We start from the raw sequence: 21,086 nt of genomic DNA on the forward strand, positions 1-21,086 counted from the left end.
ATTGAAAGAATGGGTGAAAGATGATAAAAAGAGATTTTTATAAAAGAATCTTTAAAAGTATGAGATTTACTATAATAATTTTATATTCCTTAATTATCTTGATATCTATTAGTATAATAAGTGCAATATCCTATAATATTTCCTTTAATACATCTGAAAAGCAAGAAATAGATAATGTGTTTCAGATTACAAGTCAAATAGCAAATAACTTAAGCATATATTTTCAAGAATGTATAACTAAAATAAATTTATTTAGAAATGATAAACAATTAAAAGAAAATATACAAAAACTAAATAAAGATATTTCAGAAAATGACAGGGTTAAATATGTTAAGTCTATTAATGAAAAAATGAGCCAAGTTATTATATTCAATAATGATATAAAAGATATAATAATTTTGTCAGATAGTTTTAATAATAGTTCAACACATAATAAAGGTATAAATTATAATTCAAATCATAATCAAGGGGTAAATTATAATTCATATGCAATAAAAGATATAATAGAAGATTCAAAAAATATGTCAAAATATGATGTGCAATTTTTATCAGTTAATGAAAAGGATTATCTTTATGGAGGAGAAAACCAACAAAATATGTTGGTTTATTTTCCTATTAAAGAAGCTAATGGTAAAGATACAATTGCCGCAGTTGTTTATTCTTTAGAGTTTGAAAAAATAAATAAAATTTGCCGTAGAAATGATTTAGCAAGAGAATATAGTTGTTATTTAATTGATCAAGATAAAGATTTATTTTATGCTCCATATGCTGATTTTAAATTTGAAAAAGATGACTGGAATTTTGAAAAGGATACAACCATCTTTAAGAATAAAGAGGTTTTATCTTACTGTAAAATTCCATCTACTAATTGGTATGTAGGATATAAAATTGATTTTTCGAAAATAAGTGAACCATTAATAAATATAAAAAAAGTTACTACTATAGTAAGCTTAGTTGCTATTATCCCTACTATATCAATCTCAATTTTTATTGGCTATAAAGCTACAAAGCCTATAAAAAGTTTATCTAAAGCTATGAAAAAAGCCGAAAAAGGAGATTTTCAAACTGCTGTAGAAGATGTATCTGGTTTTGAAGAAATTGATACTTTATATAGAAGATATAATGAAATGATTAATAAAATAGATTTACTTATTAAGGAAGTTTATACAACTAAACTTAGCAAACAAAGAGCTGAAATAGAAGCTTTACAAGCAAAAATAAATCCACACTTTTTAAATAATACATTGCAATGTATAACATCTTTAGCAATTATAGAAAGAAATGACGACATAATTTATGTTGTTGATGCTTTAAGTCATTTATTTGATTATATACTATATGAATCAAGTGATATGGTTCCACTTAGTAAAGAAATAGAGTATGTTCAAAAATATATTGATATTCAAAACATAAGGTTTAATAACAGTATAAATCTGTATATAAAAGTAGATGAGCAACTAAATGATATCTTAGTCCCTAAATTAATATTACAACCTATTGTTGAGAATACCATACAACATGGATTTAAAAACAAATTAGATAAAAAGCATGTAACTATTGAAGGTGAATTTTATAATAATAAAGTTATTCTTAAAATAAGTGATAATGGTAATGGAATTAGTAAAGAAAAATGTGAAGAAATTTTGGAATCACTAGAATATGAAAAAGAACCAGTAAATCATATAGGATTATATAACGTAAATAAACGTCTAAAATTAAATTATAATCAAGAAAGTGGTATGAAAATTGAGAGTAAAGAAAATTATTGTTCTACAATAACATTGATACTATAAAGGAGGGGAATATATGGAATTGACAGCAGTGATTATTGATGATGAAATGTTAACGATACAATCTCTTGAAAAGTTACTTCCTATGTGCAACTCTAGAATAAAAGTACTTGGTTATGCAACAAATGGTAAGGAAGCTTTTCATTTGATCAGCACTACTAAACCTGATATTGCAATTGTAGATATAAACATGCCACTTTTAAATGGAATAGAATTAATTAAATTGCTAAAAAAAAATAATCTGAAAACCAAGGTAGTAGTCCTTTCAGCTTATCGTGAGTTTAATTATGCTCAAGAGGCTTTAAATTTTGGAGCATTTGCCTATTTGTTAAAACCTATTAACATAAGTAGTTTAAAAAGTACAATAAAAGAATTATATGAAGCTGTAAAAAATGAAAAAGAGGATAAGTACATAAAGAATAAATATAATGAGGTACTTCCAGAATTTAAAGAAATCTTAACAAAAAAATTATTATTAGAAGAAATCAGCCAAGAAGAATTCATAAATAAAGTTAAAAATAGTAACATTAAATTATTAAAAGATTTTCGTTTATGTTATATTACAAATAAAAATAGCAATGCTGAAATAGAAATTCTAAATTATATACATTCCATCTCGGACAAGCAATATAAAAAAAGTTTAATTAGCTTTAAGATTGATGCAAATACAATCTGTATTTTAATTGATAAATGTGACCAGGTACAATTGGTTAGTATAATTAAATCAAGAATAAAAAATGGTCAAGTGGTTTATTTAAGCAAAATGTGTCATGATTATAGTGATTTGATTCAAGAGTATAATAAAATTAGTAACTTAATACAAGTTAATTTTTATAAAAATTTTTCAGGACGTTTAGTATGGTGTGAAAAGTATGAAATTGTAGATTTTATAAAAAGAGCATATCACATTGATACACTAAATATAAAAAAATGGATAAGCAAAAGTGATAGAGATAGTTTTATGGCGTATTTAAGAGAATATTATAAGCACATAAGAAATAACGAAGATGTTTGGCCAGAATATATATATAGAGGTATTTATGAAATTGTTATTATATTTAAATCCAACATGCAAGTTGAAAATGTTGAAACCAGATATATCTTAGATAATTTAGATATAAATGACATAAAAAGATGTGCTACATTAAATGAGTTAGAAGAATTTACTGAATCGTTATTTGAAAAGTTTTTTGACATTGGAGTAGAGAGCTTTCAGGAAAAAACTAGAGTGATTTTAATGGTGAAAGATTACTGTAATAAACATTACGGTGAGGAAATTACATTAAATGATATCTCAAATTATGTTAATATATCAAAAAATTATTTTTGTAGCTACTTTAAAAAATATGCAGGCGATAGTTTTGCACAATACCTTAAAAAGATAAGGATTAAAGTTGCAAAAGAAAGATTAAAAGAAAGTAATATGAAAATTGTAACTATTGCTAAAGAGGTTGGTTACAATAATTCAAGCCATTTTTGTAAAATGTTCAAAGAAGAAGTTGGTATTAGTCCAGCAGAATTTAGAAGAGAGTATTTTAAATTAAATGAAAGCTAATATAATAGGCGTTCTTAATAAACTTATAGTTAAGGATAATAAAAGATATACTTATCTAACTTAATTAACAAAAGAGCTGCCACTGAATGATTTTCAAAGCATTCTCAGGAGGCAGCTTCTTATTTACACTATAGTTAATTATATTTTTAAAATCTATGGATAAATTATTTATAGTGTTTTTGAACTATTATTGTATATTATCCTTAATTAAAGCTTCTTTATTGTTTTTAATATAATTTAAAATAGCTTCGCTTATAGCTTTTGCACAAGCTTCTTGACCTTTATCAGATTTTAGATGTTTTTCATCAGAAGAATTACTTAAAAATCCTAATTCTATTAATGCTGGAATACTTGAATTTAGTTCTAAGACGGCAAGAGCATCATCTTTATTTTTATAGGTTTTTAAGCCTCTATCTTCTGTGTATTTTAATTTTGCTAATTTACTTTGTATAGTATTTGCTAATTCCTTACTTTCTTTATTTGAAGCTTTATACCAGGTTTCTAATCCTTTTGAATCAACATTAGTATAATCACTATTGCAGTGTATTGATATAAACAAGTCAGCATTAAACACTTCTGGTATTTTTATTCTTTCCTTTAAACTATCATTAGCAGTTTCTAGCCATGGAAGAGAATCATTTGTTCTTGTGTAAACTACTCTTACTTCACTTGCTTCAAGAAGCTTTCCAAGTTTTAAAGAGATGTTTAAAGCTATATCCTTTTCTAGAGCACCAGTTGTTCCTTTAGTTCCTGTATCCCAATCTCCATGACCAGGATCTATACAAACTATAAAGGGATATTCATTAGAAGACGATGATGTAACTTTCTTATTAACATAAGTGTTATTATTACTATACTTATTGTTTAATAATAGGATAAGTGAAAGTATGCAAAATCCAGTAAACATAAGAGAAATACGTAATACTAATTGTCTTCTTTTCTTTCGCTTATACAGGATTTTTCTTTTGTATGCGATATCAAATTTTTGATTTTCCATAATACATACCTCTTAACTTATAATAATATAATATAATTATACTTAACATAATCATAAATGTAAATAAATGGAAATAAAATAAAAGAGGTCACTCAGTTGATAATATAAGAGTATTGATATAAACTGTAATAAAGGGGGAGTTTTCATGCCGAAAATATTACAAAATCCAAGAGAAACAATATTAAGAAAAGCTGATATACTTTTAAGAAGCCAGGGTTATAATAACTTTAGTATGAGAGAACTCGCTAATAAATGTGAAATAGGACTTGGAACAGTATATAACTATTTTGAAAATAAAATGGCATTAGTTAGTGAAATATTTAATAACACTTGGACAGAGATACTTAAAGAGCTTGAAGAAGTAAAAGACAAAGACATAACATTTGAAGAAAAGATGCGGTTAATATATTTAGGATTAGAAAAATTTTTATTATACCATAAAGAAGTATTTTTTGAACTAACTAAAAATGGAAAAAATATAAAAAATAATAAAAATTCTAATGATTGTAAAAGATATGACGTATTAGAACACTTATATTTGATTGTAGATGAAATAATAGATTTTCATAGAGAAAATAAAGAGATAACTATTAATATAGAAACTAGAAAATTAACATCATTTTTAATTAGTAATATGATAACTATAGTAATGAAAAATAAGGAATTTTCAATAGATGATTTGATATATATAGTTACAAATAAGCTATAAAGGAGCAATTATTAATTTATGAATTTATTAAATAAATTAGAGAGAAAGTTTGGAAATTTTTATATAAGAAATTTAATGCTTATTATAGTAATAGGAAATGCTTTTGTATATGCATTAACTATGATGAGTGGTGATAATCTAATAAACAATATTGTATTAGATCCACAAAAGGTAATGAATGGAGAAGTATGGAGGCTAATAACATTTATATTTGTACCACAAAGTAAATCTGTTTTTTGGTTAATTTTTTCATTATACTTTTACTATTTAGCGGGTTCAGGCCTTGAGCAAGAATGGGGAGGATTTAAATTTAATATTTACTACTTAGTAGGTATGTTAGCAACTGTATTAGTTTCCTTTTTAACAGGAGTTAAAGCAACAGGATCTTATGTTAATCTTTCTTTATTCTTAGCTTTTGCAAAAATATATCCTGATTTTAAAATATTATTATTTTTTATAATTCCTGTAAAAGTAAAATATATAGCTATATTTAATTGGATATTAATTGGAATAAACTTTGTTTTTGCTGGATCTTTAGGACAAATGGTATTGGTGGTGATCCCTGTTATTAATTTTATTCTATTCTTTGCTAAGGATATAATTACTGGAAGTAAAAATGGAGCTAAAAATTATCATAGGCAACAAAAATTTAAAGCTCAAGTAAAAGAAAGAGAGATGTTACACAAATGTGTAGTATGCGGAATTACAGAAAAGGATGATTCTAATATGGAGTTTAGATATTGTTCAAAATGTTCAGGTAAAAAATGTTATTGTATTAATCATATAAGAGATCATGAGCATAAATAAATAAATAAATAAATAAATAAATAAATAAGATTTTAAAAGGTAAAAGTTCTTTAGGATACTTTTGCCTTTTTTGATTTATATTAAAAACATAATTATTATTATTTATAAATAATAATAATTATTAACTACAAGTAATAGTAATTATTAATTAGATATAGTATAATATAATTAATAACGAAAGATACATAATTTGAAATTATTAATTTTTTAGATTAACTTTAATGATAAGGAAGGAAAAAGAATGGAAAATAATGATTTAAAAAGAATATATGATAATCCTTTATATATAAGACATATAGAAAATCCAAGTGAAGATTTGATGCTTGAGGCTGTTAAGAAAAATGGATTATCAATAAGATATATAGAAAATCCTAATTATAAAATTAAAGAAACTGCTATTAAAAATAATCCATTAGCAGTTGAGTATATAGAAAATTTAGATGAAGAAAATGCTATATTAGCAGTAAGATTATTATGGAATTCCCTTAAATACATTAAAAATCCTACAGAAAAAGTTAAATTTGAAGCTATTAATGCAAAAGGTTGGGCAATTCAATTTATAAATAATCCTAGTGAGGAAATGCAATTAAAAGCTGTATCTAAAGATTATGATGCAATAAAATATATTAAAGATCCATCAGAAAAGGTACAACTTGAGGCTATAAATAAATATTGGGCAGCTATAAAATTTATAAATAATCCAAGCTTAGAGGCTAGGAGAGAAGCTGTTAAAGGGAATGAAGAAGCAATTAACTATATTGATTTTAATTTAGATGAATTAAGAATACTAATTGGAGATAATATAAAAATTGTTAAGTACGTATATGATTCTATAGATGTAGAATTTGTAGTTAATGTGGTAATAGATAAGGTAAAAGAAGATCTTATAGATGAAAAATATATTAAGAACTTCTTAGAACTTGAAATTTTAGAAATGGATAAGATTAATTTTATAAGAGAATATGGAAGTAAAAAAGCTAAAATTTTATTAGTTGATTATAAACTTTCAAGATAAGGCAGCAAGAGGTGATAATATGAAATTTTCAGAAGCTATAAGTACTATAGATTTGGTTTTAGAATCAGGAAATGTTCCTTTAATAATAGGTGAAGCTGGGATAGGTAAAACTTCATTAGTTAAAAAAATATGTAAAAGTGATAATTATCATTTAGTAAATATAGATGCAAATCTTTTAAAAGAAGGTGAAATTGGAGGGCTTCCTTTAGTTGAAAATGGAAGAACTAAATATGCAACACATTATAAACTTATAGAAGTAGAAGAAGCAATAAGAGATAATGAGTACAATGGTGTGCTATTATTCATTGATGAGTTAAACAGGTGTGAACATGCAGTACAACAAGAACTTATGAATCTAATATTAAATAGAGAAATAAATGGATATAAATTAGCTGATAATGTAAAAATAGTAGCAGCTATGAACCCATCTAATAAATATGATGGATTTGAAGATAGTGATTATCAAGTTGTGGATATGGATAGAGCACAAGAGGATAGATTTGTTTGGATAGAGTTAAGCTCTGATATTAAAGAGTGGATTAAATGGGCTATGAGCAATGATGGAAATATACATGACCATATAATTGAATTTTTATCAACATTTCCTGAGTATTTAAGCACTCCAAATTCAAAGGAATCTATAAAGTCAACTCCAAGAAGCTGGGAGAGAGTGGCTAAGGCTTATAATATTTATGTTAAAAACAATAATAAGTATTCAACTGACATATTTTATAATGTAGTCAAAGGTAATGTAGGAGTAAGTATAGCAACAGATTTTATAAACTATATAAAAAATGTAAAAAATCCTTTAATTAAACCAGAAGATTTATTTTCATATATTATTTTACCAATAGAATTAAAAGATGAAATAAGAAAAGAAAGTCATTCAAGATTGTACATCTTAGCTAAGAATTCTTTAAGGTATTTAGAGGAAAATAATACAGATAATAATAGAAAATTATTTGGTGACTTGCTAACTTGCTATCCAAAGGATTTAAGACTTGGAATAATGAAAGAAACTAAAAGTGATTCTACTGAAGAATTATATAATGATTTATTAAACGAAGATACATTCTTAGATGCATTCTTTAATATTTTTGAGTAAGGAATGATTATATATGATATTTGAAGATAAACGAAATAATTTATTAAAACAAGCTTTAGATATAAAGGAAACTGGTAGATTAGATAGTAGCTTTCAAAGAGAGTTTTTTTCATTAGTAGAATCTGTAGTTATAGATATGTTAGAAGGTGAAGATAGTTTCTTTGGACAATTTTTAGTAAAGATTGAAAGAAGTGTTAGATTTAATATAACATGGCCTTTAGCTACTATACCTAAAATGCAAGGATTTAAAATGTATTTTAATCCCATATTGTTTTTAATGTGTGATAAAAAAGAGATGGAAGCACTTTTTAAACATGAAATATATCATATAATGTATGGTCATCATCAAAGAGAAAGAGAGCTTAAGAATAAGTATACTACTACTGCTGTAAATTTAGCTTTAGATATTTCTATTAATCAATTTATTAAAAATTTACCAATGGATAGTTTTAAGATAGAGACAGTAAATAAAGAATATAACCTAGAGCTTAGGGAAGATAACACTATCGAAATATATGCAGAAAGAATAGAAAAAGCAATAAAAGCAAAGCTGTCAACAAATGTGAAATCAGATGATAGGTCTATTGGAGAAATGATTGATATATCAAAAGCTCATGATGTATGGGAAGAAAGTAACCTAAATTATGATTCTATAAAAGATATGACTAAGAAGGTTGCTATAAGTTCTTTTAAGGGGAAGGCACCAAAGGATATTGAAGCAATTATTAAAGCTTATACGGAGAAGGCAGAAATATCATGGCAAGAGTTATTAAAAAAGATAATTCCATCTCTTAGGGCTGGAGAAAAGAAGACAGTAACAAGAAGGAATAGAAGACAACCAGAAAGGTTAGATATAAGAGGTACATTACCCAATAGTATTCCAGAAGTTATAGTTGCAATAGATATAAGTGCTTCTATGAGTGAAGAAGAAGTTCATAAAATTATGATTGAGATATTAGAAATAACAAAAACAAGAACTAATAAAATTACAGTAATTGAATGTGACAATGAAATAAGAAGAGTTTATGAAATAAAATCAAAAAATGATATAAAGAAAAGAACTTCTAATGTTGGATCTACTAAATTTTCACCTGTATTTAAATATATAAGAGATAACAAACTAAGAAATCATGCTCTTATATATTTTACTGATGGTGTTGGAGAAAAAGAACTTGAAGTTAGACCTTTTAATTCAAATACCATTTGGGTCCTAACTGGAGATGAAGATTTATCCTTATCTAGAGCTTATGGAGAGATAAAAAGAATAGAAGGAAGATCTGAAAAAGGTGAGGGTGGCACTACGGGATTGGATATGATTAAAGAGTATCAACAAGAGCATGGAAGATATTTTTAGGTAGCTTACTATTCAGTATGCTACCTTTTAATATTTGTACAAGTATATCAATAGTAGAATTATATAATGAATTATGATATAATATAAAAATGTGGGGGGTGTGTTATGAGGTCTTATAAAATAAGTAAAAATAATAGTATTCTTTTTATAATAATTATACTTCTTACCAGTTTGGTTATAAACGTTTACACATCTGCGATGAATTCGCGTTATAAAATATTAATAGGAAAAGAAACATATAGAAGTGTTGAAGAAATAAGAAGTAGAAATGAAGGTGCATTAAATACATTAAATCAATGTATAAAAGCAGGAAGTATTAGTAATGAAGAGTTACTTTCGTTATATGAAAATTATAGTGCAATATCTGAAGCATTTACAAATTTATGGTCAAAATATGGAGATTACAGAAAAGAAGAGATTATATCTATAAATAAAAAATCAAAAACCTCAATAGAAACACCAAATGAAGTTTATTCAAGAATTGAAAGTTTATTATTTGAATATTTAAATATTCAAATGAATAATCATTATGAAAAACTTGTATTAGATGGAGAAGCTTTAGATAACTTTGTAGCTATGAGTAATATGTCTCAGCAAATTGATGAGTTTTATAAAGAGTTTAACAATAAAAATTTTAACAATATTAAAGAAGAAGATAAAGAAATAGAAACAATAAAGAAAAATTATTGGATAGATATTCTAAAAGGGATGAACTCTATAATTGAACCGTATTTAAATTATGAATTTACTATAAAAAGATAGTTTTAAAAATACTCTTTAGAAAAGTATAAAAGTCTAAAATTTTGAAAATGTTAATATATAAGGATTTTAGCAATTTGATTTAGAAAAGTAGATTTATTTTATACTTTCCTTACCTTTAGTTTGGAAGTGAACATATGTAAGTTTGCGTTGACTTGGAGCAGAGCGACGGAAAAAGTAAACTTATATATGTTCACTTTTTTATTTGATTTTTTCTCTATAATTAGAAAAGTATGATATAGTTATATTATAGATAATAATAAATAATATTATTTAATATAACTTATTTAAATTATAAGTACACTTAGAGTGTAATAATAGCATATAAAATAGTTATAATAGATAATAATGAATACATTATGAGTATGAAATTTTTAGGAGGTTTAATATGAATTTAAATAGAAATGATCAATGTTGGTGTGGAAGTGGAAAGAAGTACAAAAAGTGTCATATTGAATTTGATGAAAAATTAGAGCTACTTAAATCTGAAGGATTTGAAGTACCAACTAGAGATTTAATAAAAAATTCAGGGCAAATAGAAGGAATAAAAGAAAGTGCTAAAATTAATAATGCAGTATTAGATTTAGTAGAGAAAAATATTAAGGTAGGAATGACAACAGAAGAAATAAATAAGATAGTTCATGAATTTACAGTAAATAGTGGAGCAATACCTGCACCATTAAATTATGGGGGATTTCCTAAGAGTGTTTGTGTTTCTATCAATGATGTTGTATGTCACGGAATTCCTAGTGATGATGAAGTATTACAAGATGGAGATATAGTAAATGTAGATGTATCAACTATTTATAATGGATATTATTCGGATGCTTCAAGAATGTATAAGATAGGTAATGTTACAGAAAAGGATTCAAAGCTGGTTAAAGTTGCAAAGGAGTGCTTAGAAAAAGGATTTGAAGCTGTTAAGCCATGGGGATTCTTAGGTGATATAGGAGCTGTTATACAAGAGCATGCAGAAGCTAATGGATTTTCGGTAGTAAGAGCTTTTGGAGGACACGGAGTAGGATTAAAATTCCATGAAGATCCTTTTGTAAGTCATTACGGCAAAAGAGGAGAAGGAATGATACTTGTTCCAGGAATGATATTTACAATAGAACCAATGATTAATGAAGGAACTTATGAAGTTTTTGTAGATGAAGATGATGAGTGGACTGTTTTAACAGAGGATGGTGGATACTCAGCACAGTGGGAGTACACCGTGTTAGTAACAGAAGATGGTGCTGAAATATTAGCTTGGTAAAGCTAAATAAAAAAGCTGTATTAAATTAATAATACAGCTTTTTTTATGTTAAAGCATAACACTTTTTAAGAATCTAATCAATTAGATTACTAGATTAGTGGCATCCGCCACCACATGATCCGCATCCGCCTTCAACTTCTATAACTGGTTTTAATGATAAGCCTCTACCATCATTTTCTTCAGTTGAAAGTAATTTGAATCCTCCGAATTCATCAACAAGTTTTTCTTCTACTACAAAAGTAATATCGTTAACTTTTTGAGTAACATCTCCTTCTTTTGCTTCATCAACAGATATGTTGAAAGCAGGACCGCTACAACCAAAACCAGCTAAGTTAATTCTTATGCTATAGTTTTCAACTTCATTCTCGTCTAAGAATCCTTTAAATTCTTTGTATGCTTCTTCACTTATTAATATTTTATCCATATTATTCACCTTCTATTGTTAAATGATAATTTATATCATTAGTATAACACAGTACATTTAAATATCAAGTGTTTTTTAATATAAAAAATAGTAAATTTTAATAAATAGTTATTGTCATTACTATTTATTGTCAATATAATATTTAATAGAAACATTATGAGTATATATATTAAAATAATATATAAGTATTATAATATAAAATTTTAACTTTACATAAAATAGTATGTGTAATATAGTAAAGTTTCATACAGAAGGGAAGTATTATTTTGAAGCCATATGATAAGACATATATAATAGATAAAATAAAAGAATATAATAACGCTATATCTTTGGGAAAGATTGGAAATTTTGAAATAAAAAGTACTGACAAAGAAAAAGATTATATTGATGGATATATGTATAATAAACATGAAAAGTTAAATTTAAGTCTTTTAGAATTATATGGACCTAATAACATTTGGATGAAAGTCTCACCATTAGAAATAGAAAGTTCATATATGTTTATAAAATATGCAAAAGGTATTGTTGGAGTAGTTGGATTAGGACTTGGATATGTTGTACAAGAATTAGCTAAAAAGAAGGATGTAGAAAAAGTCGTAGTTTACGAAAAGGAAAAAGATATTATAGATTTATATAATTTAAGTTTCAAAAATAACTCTAAGATAATAATAATAAATGAAGATGCTTATAAAGCGAAGAAGGAAAGTTTTGATTTCTTCTATGTTGATATATATGAATATAAGTTAACTAAAAAAGTAGTTGATGATTATATAAAATTTAATGAAATACATAATATAAATGAATATATATTTTGGGGAGTAGAACATTTTTTATTAAGCTGTAGATATGAAGAAATAGTTTGGGTATATATACCAGAAATTTGGATGGAAATGAGTAAAAAAATATTTGTTGCTTTTCAAGATTCAAATTTATTGCCCTACTATAGACAGTTAGATGAAAAATTAGTAAGCGAGATATTAGAAGAATTTAAAAAAGTACTAGAGTAGAAATTAATAACTTAGTATTAATAATTTATAAATTATAATGGTTATAGTTATAGGAAATATATAAATTTATTACAGATGATAGTTAAGGATAAATATCATGTTTAGTTTAGATAATATAATAAGTATATTTAGTGAATATAGTAACTTTGCTATAATAATATCTATATTTATGAGTACAATTATAGCATTACTTGGGGTAGTTCCATCAATTTTTATTACAGGAGCTAATATAGCATTTTTTGGACCACTTGAAGGTTTTATTGTTTCTTTAATAGGTGAAACAATAGGAGGATATGTGAGCTTTATTTTATATAGACTAGGATTTAAAAAGAAGATAGAAGGATTGAAGGATAAAAATAAATTGTTGAAGGCTATTATAGAAGGAAAAGGTCATAGAATAGGTTTTTTGATATTTGAAGGGCGATTAATTCCATTTATACCATCAGGTTTTGTGACATTAGCTGCTTCCATTAGTAATGTTAATAAATTTATTTTTGTTATTGCAACATTCTTCGGAAAGGTTCCATCAATAGCACTAGAAGCATTAATAAGCTATGATTTAATAAATATAGAAGAAAATTTTATAAGGTTAATTATTACTTTAGTAGCAACTGTATTAGTTTATATAACATTAAAAAAATATAATAAAGAGAAAAATTTAGGGTAAAGTATTTTAAATACTTTACCCTTTAAGTTATTTAACAACTATATTTACAAGTCTACCCTTTATAACTATAACTTTAACTATAGTTTTACCTTCAGTAGCAGAAATTATGATTTCATTTTCTAATGAAGCAGCTTTAATTCCTTCTTCATTTAGATCAGTTGAAACATTTATCTTAGCTTTAATTTTACCGTTAACTTGAATAGCTATTTCAACTTCATCTTTAATTAAGGCTTTAGGATCATATTTTGGCCAAGCTTCGTTAAAGATAGAGAAATCTAAACCTAGTAAACTCCATTGCTCTTCAGCAAAGTGAGGTGCAAATGGTGCAAGGATTTTTAAGAAATCTATGCAGCTCTTTTTTAAGAAATCTAAATTTTTAATATCTTCTTGAAGATATTTAGAGAAAGCATTTATAAACTCCATCATTCTTGCAATTGCAGTATTAAATTGAAGTTTTTCAGCATCTTCAGTAACACCCTTAATTGAATTGTGTAACCAGAAGTTTAATTCCTTTTCTGCTTTATCTATAGTAGTCTTATTATTTTCACCTTTTTCAATAGCTTCTCTAGCTATATCTAAGTATCTTTCAATTCTATCTACAAATCTAGCAACAGATTTAAGTCCATCATCACTCCAAGCTCCACCTTCGATATAAGCAAATCCAAACATTAAATACATTCTAAATACATCTGAACCATATTGAGATATATAGTCATTTGGAGAAATTGTATTACCCTTTGATTTACTCATTTTTAATCCGTCTGGACCAAGAATTAATCCTTGGTGAGTTAATGACTTAAATGGTTCATCAAAATCTAAATATCCCATATCTCTTAAAGCTTTAGTTATAAATCTAGAATATAATAAATGCATACAAGCGTGTTCTGGGCCGCCTACATATTTATCTACTGGAAGTATTTTATTAATAAGATCTTTATCAAAAGCCTTTTCAGAGTTTTTATTGTCAGGATATCTTAATTGATACCAAGAAGAACAAACAAATGTATCTAAAGTATCAGCTTCTCTTTTTGCTGGTTTTCCACATTTAGGACAAGTTGTGTTTATGAATTCATCACATTTTGCTAGTGGCGATTTTCCATCTGGAGTAAACTCAACATTATATGGAAGTTCTACAGGTAATTGATTTTCAGGTACAGGAACAGTTCCACAGTGGTCACAGTGAATCATAGGAATTGGTGCACCCCAATATCTTTGTCTAGATACCAACCAGTCTCTTAGTCTATAATTGACTTTAGCACTTCCAAGCTTCATAGAAGATAATTTATCAATTATTTTTTCTTTAGCTTCTTCAGTAGTTAATCCATCAAATTCTCCGGAATTAACCAATACACCATATTCGCAATAAGGTAGTTCAGCATCATTACCATCTTTGCTAGTTATTACTCTTTCTATTGATAAGTTAAACTTTGTAGCAAATGCATAATCCCTTTCATCATGAGCAGGAACAGCCATTACAGCTCCGGTTCCATAAGTTGCTAATACATAATCCCCAATCCAAATAGGAACCTCTTTTCCATTTATAGGATTTATAGCGTAAGATCCTGTAAAGACTCCAGTTTTTTCTCTTGATAAAGATTGTCTTTCTATATCGGATTGCTTTTTAGCTTCATTTTTATAGTTTTCAACAGTATCCTTGTATTCTGGAAGAGTAAGTTCATCAACTAATGAATTTTCAGGAGCTAATACAACATAAGTAACTCCGTTTAGTGTGTCAACTCTTGTAGTAAATACATCAAATTCAATATTAGAATCTTTAACTTTAAATGTAACTTCTGCACCAGTAGATTTACCAATCCAGTGTTTTTGCATTGCAACAGTTTTTTCAGGCCAATCTAAAGTATCTAATTTTTCTAATAGCTCATCAGCATAGTCAGTTATCTTTAAGAACCATTGAGTTAAATCTTTTTTTGTTACCTCAGTTGAACATCTTTCACAAGAACCTTCAAGAACTTGTTCATTAGCTAAAACTGTATTACATGATGGACACCAGTTTACTGGAGCTTTCTTTCTGTAAGCTAAGCCTTTTTCATATAGTTTTAAAAATACCCATTGAGTCCATTTATAATAGTCAGGATTACAAGTTATTACTTCATTATCCCAGTTAAACATAGCTCCCATAGCTCTTAGTTGTTTTTCCATAGTTTCTATATTCTTTTCTGTTGAATCCTTTGGATGAATTCCAGTTTTTATTGCATAGTTTTCAGCAGGAAGTCCAAATGCATCAAATCCCATTGGTTGAAATACATTATATCCTTGCATTCTTTTAAGTCTAGCCCATGAATCAACAGGTCCATAGTTAAACCAGTGACCAGCGTGTAATTGGCTACCAGAAGGATAAGAGAACATCTCTAAAACATAAAGTTTTTCTCCTTCTTTATTTGGGTCAAATTTATAAAGATTTGTTTCTTCCCATTTATCTTGCCATTTCTTATCAATGGAAGTTCCATAATTAGCCACAATAATTCCTCCTTTAAAAATAAAAAATAATATAAAAAAAGCCCTTCATCTCAATTAAGAGACGAAGGACATATTCGCGGTACCACTCTTATTAGAAAAATAAATATTTTTCTCACTCAAATCTATAACGGCGTTTCCCGTACTTGCTTTTAACAAGTAAGCTCCTAGGCAAGTTCCTATAATTCAACCACTGTTTTGCAGCAATCAACAGCTCTCTTAAGGTTGAAAGTTATAGTACTACTCCTATTCAAAGCAGTAAATATATAATTTATACACAATTATATATTTTATTACAATATAAGTCAACAACTAGAATCAATTAATTAAATATAATATAATAGAAAAAGTAATTAAAAATTAGCAAATGGATATATTAATCATATATTAAGTTATGATATTGTAAAGGTTCATATGAAAAAATAACCTATATAGGAGGTAGCTTTATGAATATAAATGAAATGATTAAATTAAAAAATTGGGTAGTTGTAGGAGATGTATCTAATGAGTCTAAGTATGCTTATAAAATATTAAATAAATTTAAAAGCAAAGGATATATTGTTAGTGGTGTTCACCCTAAAGGAGGAAATGAAATATATACTAGCTTAAAAGAAGTACCATATAAAATAGATGCTATGGACTTATGTATAAATGCTAAGCTTGGAATAAACTTTATTAAAGAAGCTAATGAATTAGGAATAAAAAATGTTCTAATACAACCTGGTGCTGAAAGTGAAGAAATATTAAAGTATTGCATTGAAAACTCAATAGTAGCAATAGAAAATTGTGCATTGGTCCAGTTAGGAAATAATTAAATAAGAGAGCAAGTATCTATAAATCAATTTATTAGATAATTTTATAGATACTTACTTAAAGTTCTTAAAAGTGGACAAGTGTAATTCAAACCTACAAATTATAAGACAACTAAGCTTATAGTCTATAGCTATTTAGGAATTTTAAAAAAGGAGGAATTTTTAATGTCATGTTTAGGAAATTTAATTTGGATTATTTTTGGAGGGTTTATTAATGCTTTAGCTTGGCTTTTTGCTGGAGTAGTTTGGTGTATTACTATAGTAGGAATTCCAGTAGGAATGCAATGTTTTAAGCTGGCTAGCTTGCAATTCGCTCCATTTGGGAAAGAAGTAGTTACTAAAAATGATAGTGGAGTAAATATTGTTTTAAATATTTTTTGGATATTATTTGGTGGTATAGAATTATGTATAGCGAATTTAATAAGTGCTTTCCTTTTGTGCATAACAATAATAGGAATACCATTTGCTAAACAATCTTTAAAACTAGCCAAATTATCTCTAATGCCTTTTGGAAAAGAGATAATAACAAAATAAAATCTTTTAATTATAAACTTTTCGTATATTTTTATTAAATAAATATATTCTTTATATTTATTAGTATTATAGTTTATATTAGTATTAAGTAAAAAAATATATAGCAATTGATATGTGTTGTAATTTAGTTAAATGGTATTTTATTAGAATGAGTAAGGGTAAATAATGATGGGGGGATGGTATTTTGGATAACTATGAAAACACTATCTTGTATAGAGAAGTTAAGTCATATGAAGATGCATATGTGTATAATTCAGATATTGAAAATATAAATAAGTATATTGAAGAATCTAAAAAATTAAAAGTAGAAAGCTCTAAAAAGAGAAAAGCAACAGAGAGATTAATATCTGTTGTAGGAGAAATAATTGAAGGTGCTTTTGAAGTGTTATTTTCATTAATAGATTAAAATAAACAAGGCTGGTTTTACTTAAATCAGCCTTGTTTAATACTATCCTTATATTCAGTTTGTAATTAAACTTACATATGTCTACTTTTTTATTTTAAATTTTATTGTGTACTTTTTGCATATAAAATGAAATAAGTAATGTTAATGCATAATCAAATATTAAAAATGCAGGTTGTGAAACAACATATATCAACCATAATGGTAGTTTTATTATTTCTGTTGAAAGAAAAGTATTAAACAAAAATAACAAGATGAATAAAATAGCATTAAAAAATAATAATTTAAATATTATTTCTAAATACAACTTATTTAATTTTTCTATATAGCATTTTACTATTCCATATACTCCAAAGAATATTCCGTATAATAGAACTATATTAATTGGTAAAAAGAAAAAACCTATTATTGTAGAGGCGATGTACACTAAAAAAGCACTTTTTATTGAACCTCTTATCATTGCAATTGGAATAATAAATGAAGCTAATGTAAGGATGCTTAATGTGTTTATGGGAATTAGCAAATTTAAATATAAAATTATGCTAGTGAGTGCTACTAAGACAGCACTTAGAGCAATTTCTTTTGATTTCATAATTTAAAACACCACCATTTAATAATTTACAATGCTAGCAACACCCTATAAGATCTCCACCCATACATTCACAAATTGAGTCTAAACACCAAAGATTGATACAACAGTCACATGCGCTAGCTGTATTCCCGCCAGTTGTTCTATAGTAATTATTACTATATGATCTAGTTCTTTGATGAAGAGAGTTTAGGGTTTGTCTATATTCAAAATTGTTTGGGTCCATATTTACTGCAGTTTGAATATGTTTAAGGCCTCCATCAAACCATCCTTTGTTAGTTAATAATACTCCATAAAGAAAATTCCATTCAGCATTTCTGTTAGACATACCATTTAGTCTATTTTCTGCTTCTTGAAAATTACCCATTTGAATAAGTCTTCTTACTTCTGAAAACATATAACTGTCATTAGATGATCCATTATTATATGATGAATTATAGTTTTGTGAATTAGAATTTTGATAAGAGTTATTTGGATTTTTTGTTAATTCATCATAAGCGGAATTTATTTCTCTCATTTTTTCTTCTGCTAAATCTTTAAGGGGGTTATCTCCATATTGATCTGGATGATATTGCTTAATAAGACTTCTATAAGCCTTTTTTATTTCTTCTTGACTTGCTCCAGGTTTAAGTCCTAGTACCTCATATGGATTCATTATTATAGTCACTCCTTTTATCTTCGCTTGTATTATTTAAAATACCAATATATTTATCCATCATACCTAATTCTAAAATATTTTTAAGTATATCTTCATTCCTCTTTAAAGGTAGTTTTGAAAGTAGGTCTTTACAATTGTATGAACAGTTTAAAATCGTAAATTCTAATCTTTCTTGAATTAAAGGAATTAAATCATCATAGGATTGATTATTGTCATTAAATAAGAAGTTTATTGGATTAAATTTTTTATTTAATATATCATCTTTTAAATCGTCTAATGCATCAATAAGATATATCCACTTTCCTAAGGTGTATCCAAGTCTATAAAGATTATTTCTTAACTCAGTAGAGTCATCAATAAGCTTATTTGGATATTCTTTTAAAATACTTCCAACTATATCACTAAATGGATGAGATATTTCATCTATAGATGAAAAGTTTTTATTATTTTCTAAGTCAGTTAATACTAGAAGATTTTTCTTGATTATCTTATTTATATTATCTATAGATTTATTAATTTTTTTTTGATAAGGATAAAGTATTCTTTCTACAACCTTACTTTTAATATTATTATCATCTTGAATATCATCTTTTACTTTGTGATAAAAAAGTGTTAAATTCATGGCTGCAGCATAATGCAATGCATCATTTTCTATAATTACAGGTTTTTTATCAGTAGGATGAGCAATGCATCGCTTAATTTCAATATTAGGTTCTTTTATTGATAAAGAATCTATAAGTATTGCTAAAAAAGTCATATCATAGTTTAATACTGCTCTAGGTATGTTTCCAGCACTATTTTTAAGTTGAAAACATAATCCACAGTAATAACTTCTAAATTTTGTAAAATCCTTCACTTTAAGTTCTGATTTAAGAGGAGTCACATATCCAAACAACAAAAACACTCCTTAATATTAGTTTAGATTAATTATACAAAAATAATATATTATTAACAATGATTAAAGGAAAAATTAGAAAGTGTTAAAAAAAAAGAAACAATTATAAATAGAATTATTGACAAATTATTCCTATCAATATATATTCAAAATATATAGGAAAGAGGGGAATATAATATTATGAAAAAAATAATGAAATTAACTACAGCTTTAGTAGTGATACTAGTCATAGGATTTGGAATAGCATTTATAAGAAATTATAAGTTTAGTGCTGATAATAATACAGTAAGTGTAGAAAAGAATAATAAGAATTCTAATGAAGAAACAAATAAAAATATTGAAGAAGAAAATACTAAAATAGAAGAAAAGAATAAAATTAATTATGTAAATTTAAATGTGAACGATGTAAGAATACCTATATTAATGTATCATTCTATAGCGGATACCGATCCTAATAATAACTTACTAGTGCCAATAAGTCAGTTTGAAGGACAAGTCAAATGGCTTAAGGAAAATGGATTTACACCTATGCTGTTAGAAGGTGTTGTAGAATCCTTTAATACAGGTAAAGTTCCTGAAAAGCCAGTAGCAATAACTTTTGATGATGGATATGCAGACAATTATACAGAGGCTTACAGAATATTAAAAGAACATGGTATGAAGGCTACTTTTTTTATAATAACTGACAAAACTGATGTTGATGGTTGGTATATGAATTCTAATATGCTAAAAGAAATGCATAAGGATGGAATGGGAATAGAGAATCATACCTCTAGACATATTGAGTTTACTAAAATACCAAGAGAAGACAAAATTGCAATAATAAAAGAGGGGATTAATACATTAAAAGAGAAAGTTGGAGTAGATAGTAAATTTGTTTGCTATCCAGTTGGTAGATACGATGATGAAACGATAGAAGTAGAAAAAGAATTGGGTATAAAAGCAGCTGTTACAACAGAAGTTGGAATATCAAAAGCTTCTGATGGTATGTACTCATTAAAAAGAATTAGAATGTCTCCTATGGATATAGAAGCTTTTAAAAGTATATTTAGCGAATTTTTAAAATAAGGTCAATCAATTTGTTTTTGGATGGGAGACTAAAATAATATGAAATTCCTAAAAGATAATCGAAAATTATGAATTATAAAGTCGATATAATTCGTATAGTTAGTTTTATTTTTTACAATATTAAGAATAAATTTCATAAAAAATATTTGAAAAGGTTAATCATTATGGATAAATTTGTCTAATAATGAAAATAATATTTAGAAAA

The 21,086-nt window shown here is 26.2% G+C and carries 21 protein-coding genes and 1 other annotated feature; of the genes, 15 read left to right on the forward strand and 6 right to left on the reverse strand.

Going from position 1 to position 21,086, the window contains the following annotated elements; genetic code table 11:
- The first annotated feature begins 20 nt into the window (after positions 1-20).
- On the forward strand, positions 21-1,793 hold the full coding sequence (locus ACZJV1_RS05175) for a cache domain-containing sensor histidine kinase (protein ID WP_463651658.1): 1,773 nt from the start codon (positions 21-23) through the stop codon (positions 1,791-1,793).
- Between the two features lie 13 nt (positions 1,794-1,806).
- Complete coding sequence (locus ACZJV1_RS05180; protein ID WP_463651659.1) at positions 1,807-3,345, forward strand: response regulator transcription factor; 1,539 nt, start codon at positions 1,807-1,809, stop codon at positions 3,343-3,345.
- A gap of 187 nt (positions 3,346-3,532) precedes the next feature.
- Here ACZJV1_RS05180 and ACZJV1_RS05185 read toward each other — a convergent pair whose 3' ends face one another.
- On the reverse strand, positions 3,533-4,342 hold the full coding sequence (locus tag ACZJV1_RS05185) for an N-acetylmuramoyl-L-alanine amidase family protein (protein ID WP_463651660.1): 810 nt from the start codon (positions 4,340-4,342) through the stop codon (positions 3,533-3,535).
- Between the two features lie 145 nt (positions 4,343-4,487).
- Here ACZJV1_RS05185 and ACZJV1_RS05190 point away from each other — a divergent pair, with 145 nt between their 5' ends.
- From ACZJV1_RS05190 to ACZJV1_RS05220, 7 genes are all read left to right on the forward strand, one after another.
- Entirely contained in the window at positions 4,488-5,051 is a 564-nt protein-coding gene (locus tag ACZJV1_RS05190) for a TetR/AcrR family transcriptional regulator (protein WP_463651661.1), read from the forward strand.
- Positions 5,052-5,069: 18 nt separating this feature from the next.
- Complete coding sequence (locus ACZJV1_RS05195) at positions 5,070-5,858, forward strand: rhomboid family intramembrane serine protease (RefSeq protein WP_463651662.1); 789 nt, start codon at positions 5,070-5,072, stop codon at positions 5,856-5,858.
- Positions 5,859-6,099: 241 nt separating this feature from the next.
- Positions 6,100-6,873 (forward strand): hypothetical protein, encoded by a 774-nt coding sequence (locus ACZJV1_RS05200; RefSeq protein ID WP_463651663.1) that lies wholly within the window; start codon positions 6,100-6,102, stop codon positions 6,871-6,873.
- Between the two features lie 19 nt (positions 6,874-6,892).
- Positions 6,893-7,978 (forward strand): AAA family ATPase, encoded by a 1,086-nt coding sequence (locus ACZJV1_RS05205; protein ID WP_463651664.1) that lies wholly within the window; start codon positions 6,893-6,895, stop codon positions 7,976-7,978.
- Positions 7,979-7,991: 13 nt separating this feature from the next.
- Positions 7,992-9,332, forward strand: coding sequence for a vWA domain-containing protein (locus ACZJV1_RS05210; protein ID WP_463651665.1), 1,341 nt, complete (start codon positions 7,992-7,994; stop codon positions 9,330-9,332).
- Positions 9,333-9,437: 105 nt separating this feature from the next.
- Complete coding sequence (locus ACZJV1_RS05215; RefSeq protein WP_460286494.1) at positions 9,438-10,094, forward strand: hypothetical protein; 657 nt, start codon at positions 9,438-9,440, stop codon at positions 10,092-10,094.
- A gap of 385 nt (positions 10,095-10,479) precedes the next feature.
- The gene (locus ACZJV1_RS05220) at positions 10,480-11,349 is read left to right on the forward strand and encodes a methionyl aminopeptidase (protein WP_460286495.1); all 870 of its coding nucleotides are present in this window, start codon (positions 10,480-10,482) and stop codon (positions 11,347-11,349) included.
- Positions 11,350-11,443: 94 nt separating this feature from the next.
- Here the strand turns inward: ACZJV1_RS05220 and ACZJV1_RS05225 are convergent, their stop codons facing one another.
- Positions 11,444-11,773 (reverse strand): HesB-like protein, encoded by a 330-nt coding sequence (locus ACZJV1_RS05225; RefSeq protein WP_322545946.1) that lies wholly within the window; start codon positions 11,771-11,773, stop codon positions 11,444-11,446.
- 266 nt (positions 11,774-12,039) lie between these two features.
- On the opposite strand from ACZJV1_RS05225, the gene ACZJV1_RS05230 reads away from it, so the two are divergent.
- Positions 12,040-12,780, forward strand: coding sequence for a hypothetical protein (locus ACZJV1_RS05230; RefSeq protein ID WP_463651666.1), 741 nt, complete (start codon positions 12,040-12,042; stop codon positions 12,778-12,780).
- A gap of 97 nt (positions 12,781-12,877) precedes the next feature.
- Positions 12,878-13,447: a TVP38/TMEM64 family protein gene (locus ACZJV1_RS05235; protein WP_460286498.1), complete on the forward strand. Its 570-nt coding sequence runs from the start codon at positions 12,878-12,880 to the stop codon at positions 13,445-13,447.
- A 27-nt stretch (positions 13,448-13,474) separates the two neighbouring features.
- On the opposite strand, the gene leuS is transcribed toward ACZJV1_RS05235, so the two are convergent.
- Positions 13,475-15,925 (reverse strand): leucine--tRNA ligase, encoded by a 2,451-nt coding sequence (gene leuS, locus ACZJV1_RS05240; RefSeq protein ID WP_460286499.1) that lies wholly within the window; start codon positions 15,923-15,925, stop codon positions 13,475-13,477.
- Positions 15,926-15,979: 54 nt separating this feature from the next.
- Positions 15,980-16,185 (reverse strand) — a binding site (T-box leader).
- Positions 16,186-16,368: 183 nt separating this feature from the next.
- On the opposite strand from leuS, the gene ACZJV1_RS05245 reads away from it, so the two are divergent.
- The 3 genes from ACZJV1_RS05245 (at position 16,369) to ACZJV1_RS05255 (ending at position 17,674) form a co-directional block, all read left to right on the forward strand.
- Positions 16,369-16,737, forward strand: coding sequence for a CoA-binding protein (locus ACZJV1_RS05245; protein ID WP_460286500.1), 369 nt, complete (start codon positions 16,369-16,371; stop codon positions 16,735-16,737).
- Between the two features lie 162 nt (positions 16,738-16,899).
- On the forward strand, positions 16,900-17,268 hold the full coding sequence (locus ACZJV1_RS05250) for a YccF domain-containing protein (protein WP_463651667.1): 369 nt from the start codon (positions 16,900-16,902) through the stop codon (positions 17,266-17,268).
- A gap of 184 nt (positions 17,269-17,452) precedes the next feature.
- Entirely contained in the window at positions 17,453-17,674 is a 222-nt protein-coding gene (locus tag ACZJV1_RS05255) for a hypothetical protein (RefSeq protein WP_460286502.1), read from the forward strand.
- Between the two features lie 94 nt (positions 17,675-17,768).
- Here the strand turns inward: ACZJV1_RS05255 and ACZJV1_RS05260 are convergent, their stop codons facing one another.
- From ACZJV1_RS05260 to ACZJV1_RS05270, 3 genes are read right to left on the reverse strand one after another with little or no spacing between them, the layout of a single operon-like run.
- On the reverse strand, positions 17,769-18,263 hold the full coding sequence (locus tag ACZJV1_RS05260; RefSeq protein WP_460286503.1) for a hypothetical protein: 495 nt from the start codon (positions 18,261-18,263) through the stop codon (positions 17,769-17,771).
- Positions 18,264-18,297: 34 nt separating this feature from the next.
- Positions 18,298-18,915 (reverse strand): J domain-containing protein, encoded by a 618-nt coding sequence (locus ACZJV1_RS05265; protein WP_411170199.1) that lies wholly within the window; start codon positions 18,913-18,915, stop codon positions 18,298-18,300.
- Positions 18,902-19,813 (reverse strand): DUF5685 family protein, encoded by a 912-nt coding sequence (locus ACZJV1_RS05270; RefSeq protein ID WP_460286504.1) that lies wholly within the window; start codon positions 19,811-19,813, stop codon positions 18,902-18,904. The genes ACZJV1_RS05265 and ACZJV1_RS05270 overlap by 14 nt, the downstream gene beginning before the upstream one ends.
- Before the next feature lie 180 nt (positions 19,814-19,993).
- Here ACZJV1_RS05270 and ACZJV1_RS05275 point away from each other — a divergent pair, with 180 nt between their 5' ends.
- On the forward strand, positions 19,994-20,881 hold the full coding sequence (locus ACZJV1_RS05275) for a polysaccharide deacetylase family protein (RefSeq protein WP_460286505.1): 888 nt from the start codon (positions 19,994-19,996) through the stop codon (positions 20,879-20,881).
- Positions 20,882-21,086 lie beyond the last annotated feature (205 nt).

It is taken from the genome of Clostridium sp. LS3, from assembly GCF_055330225.1.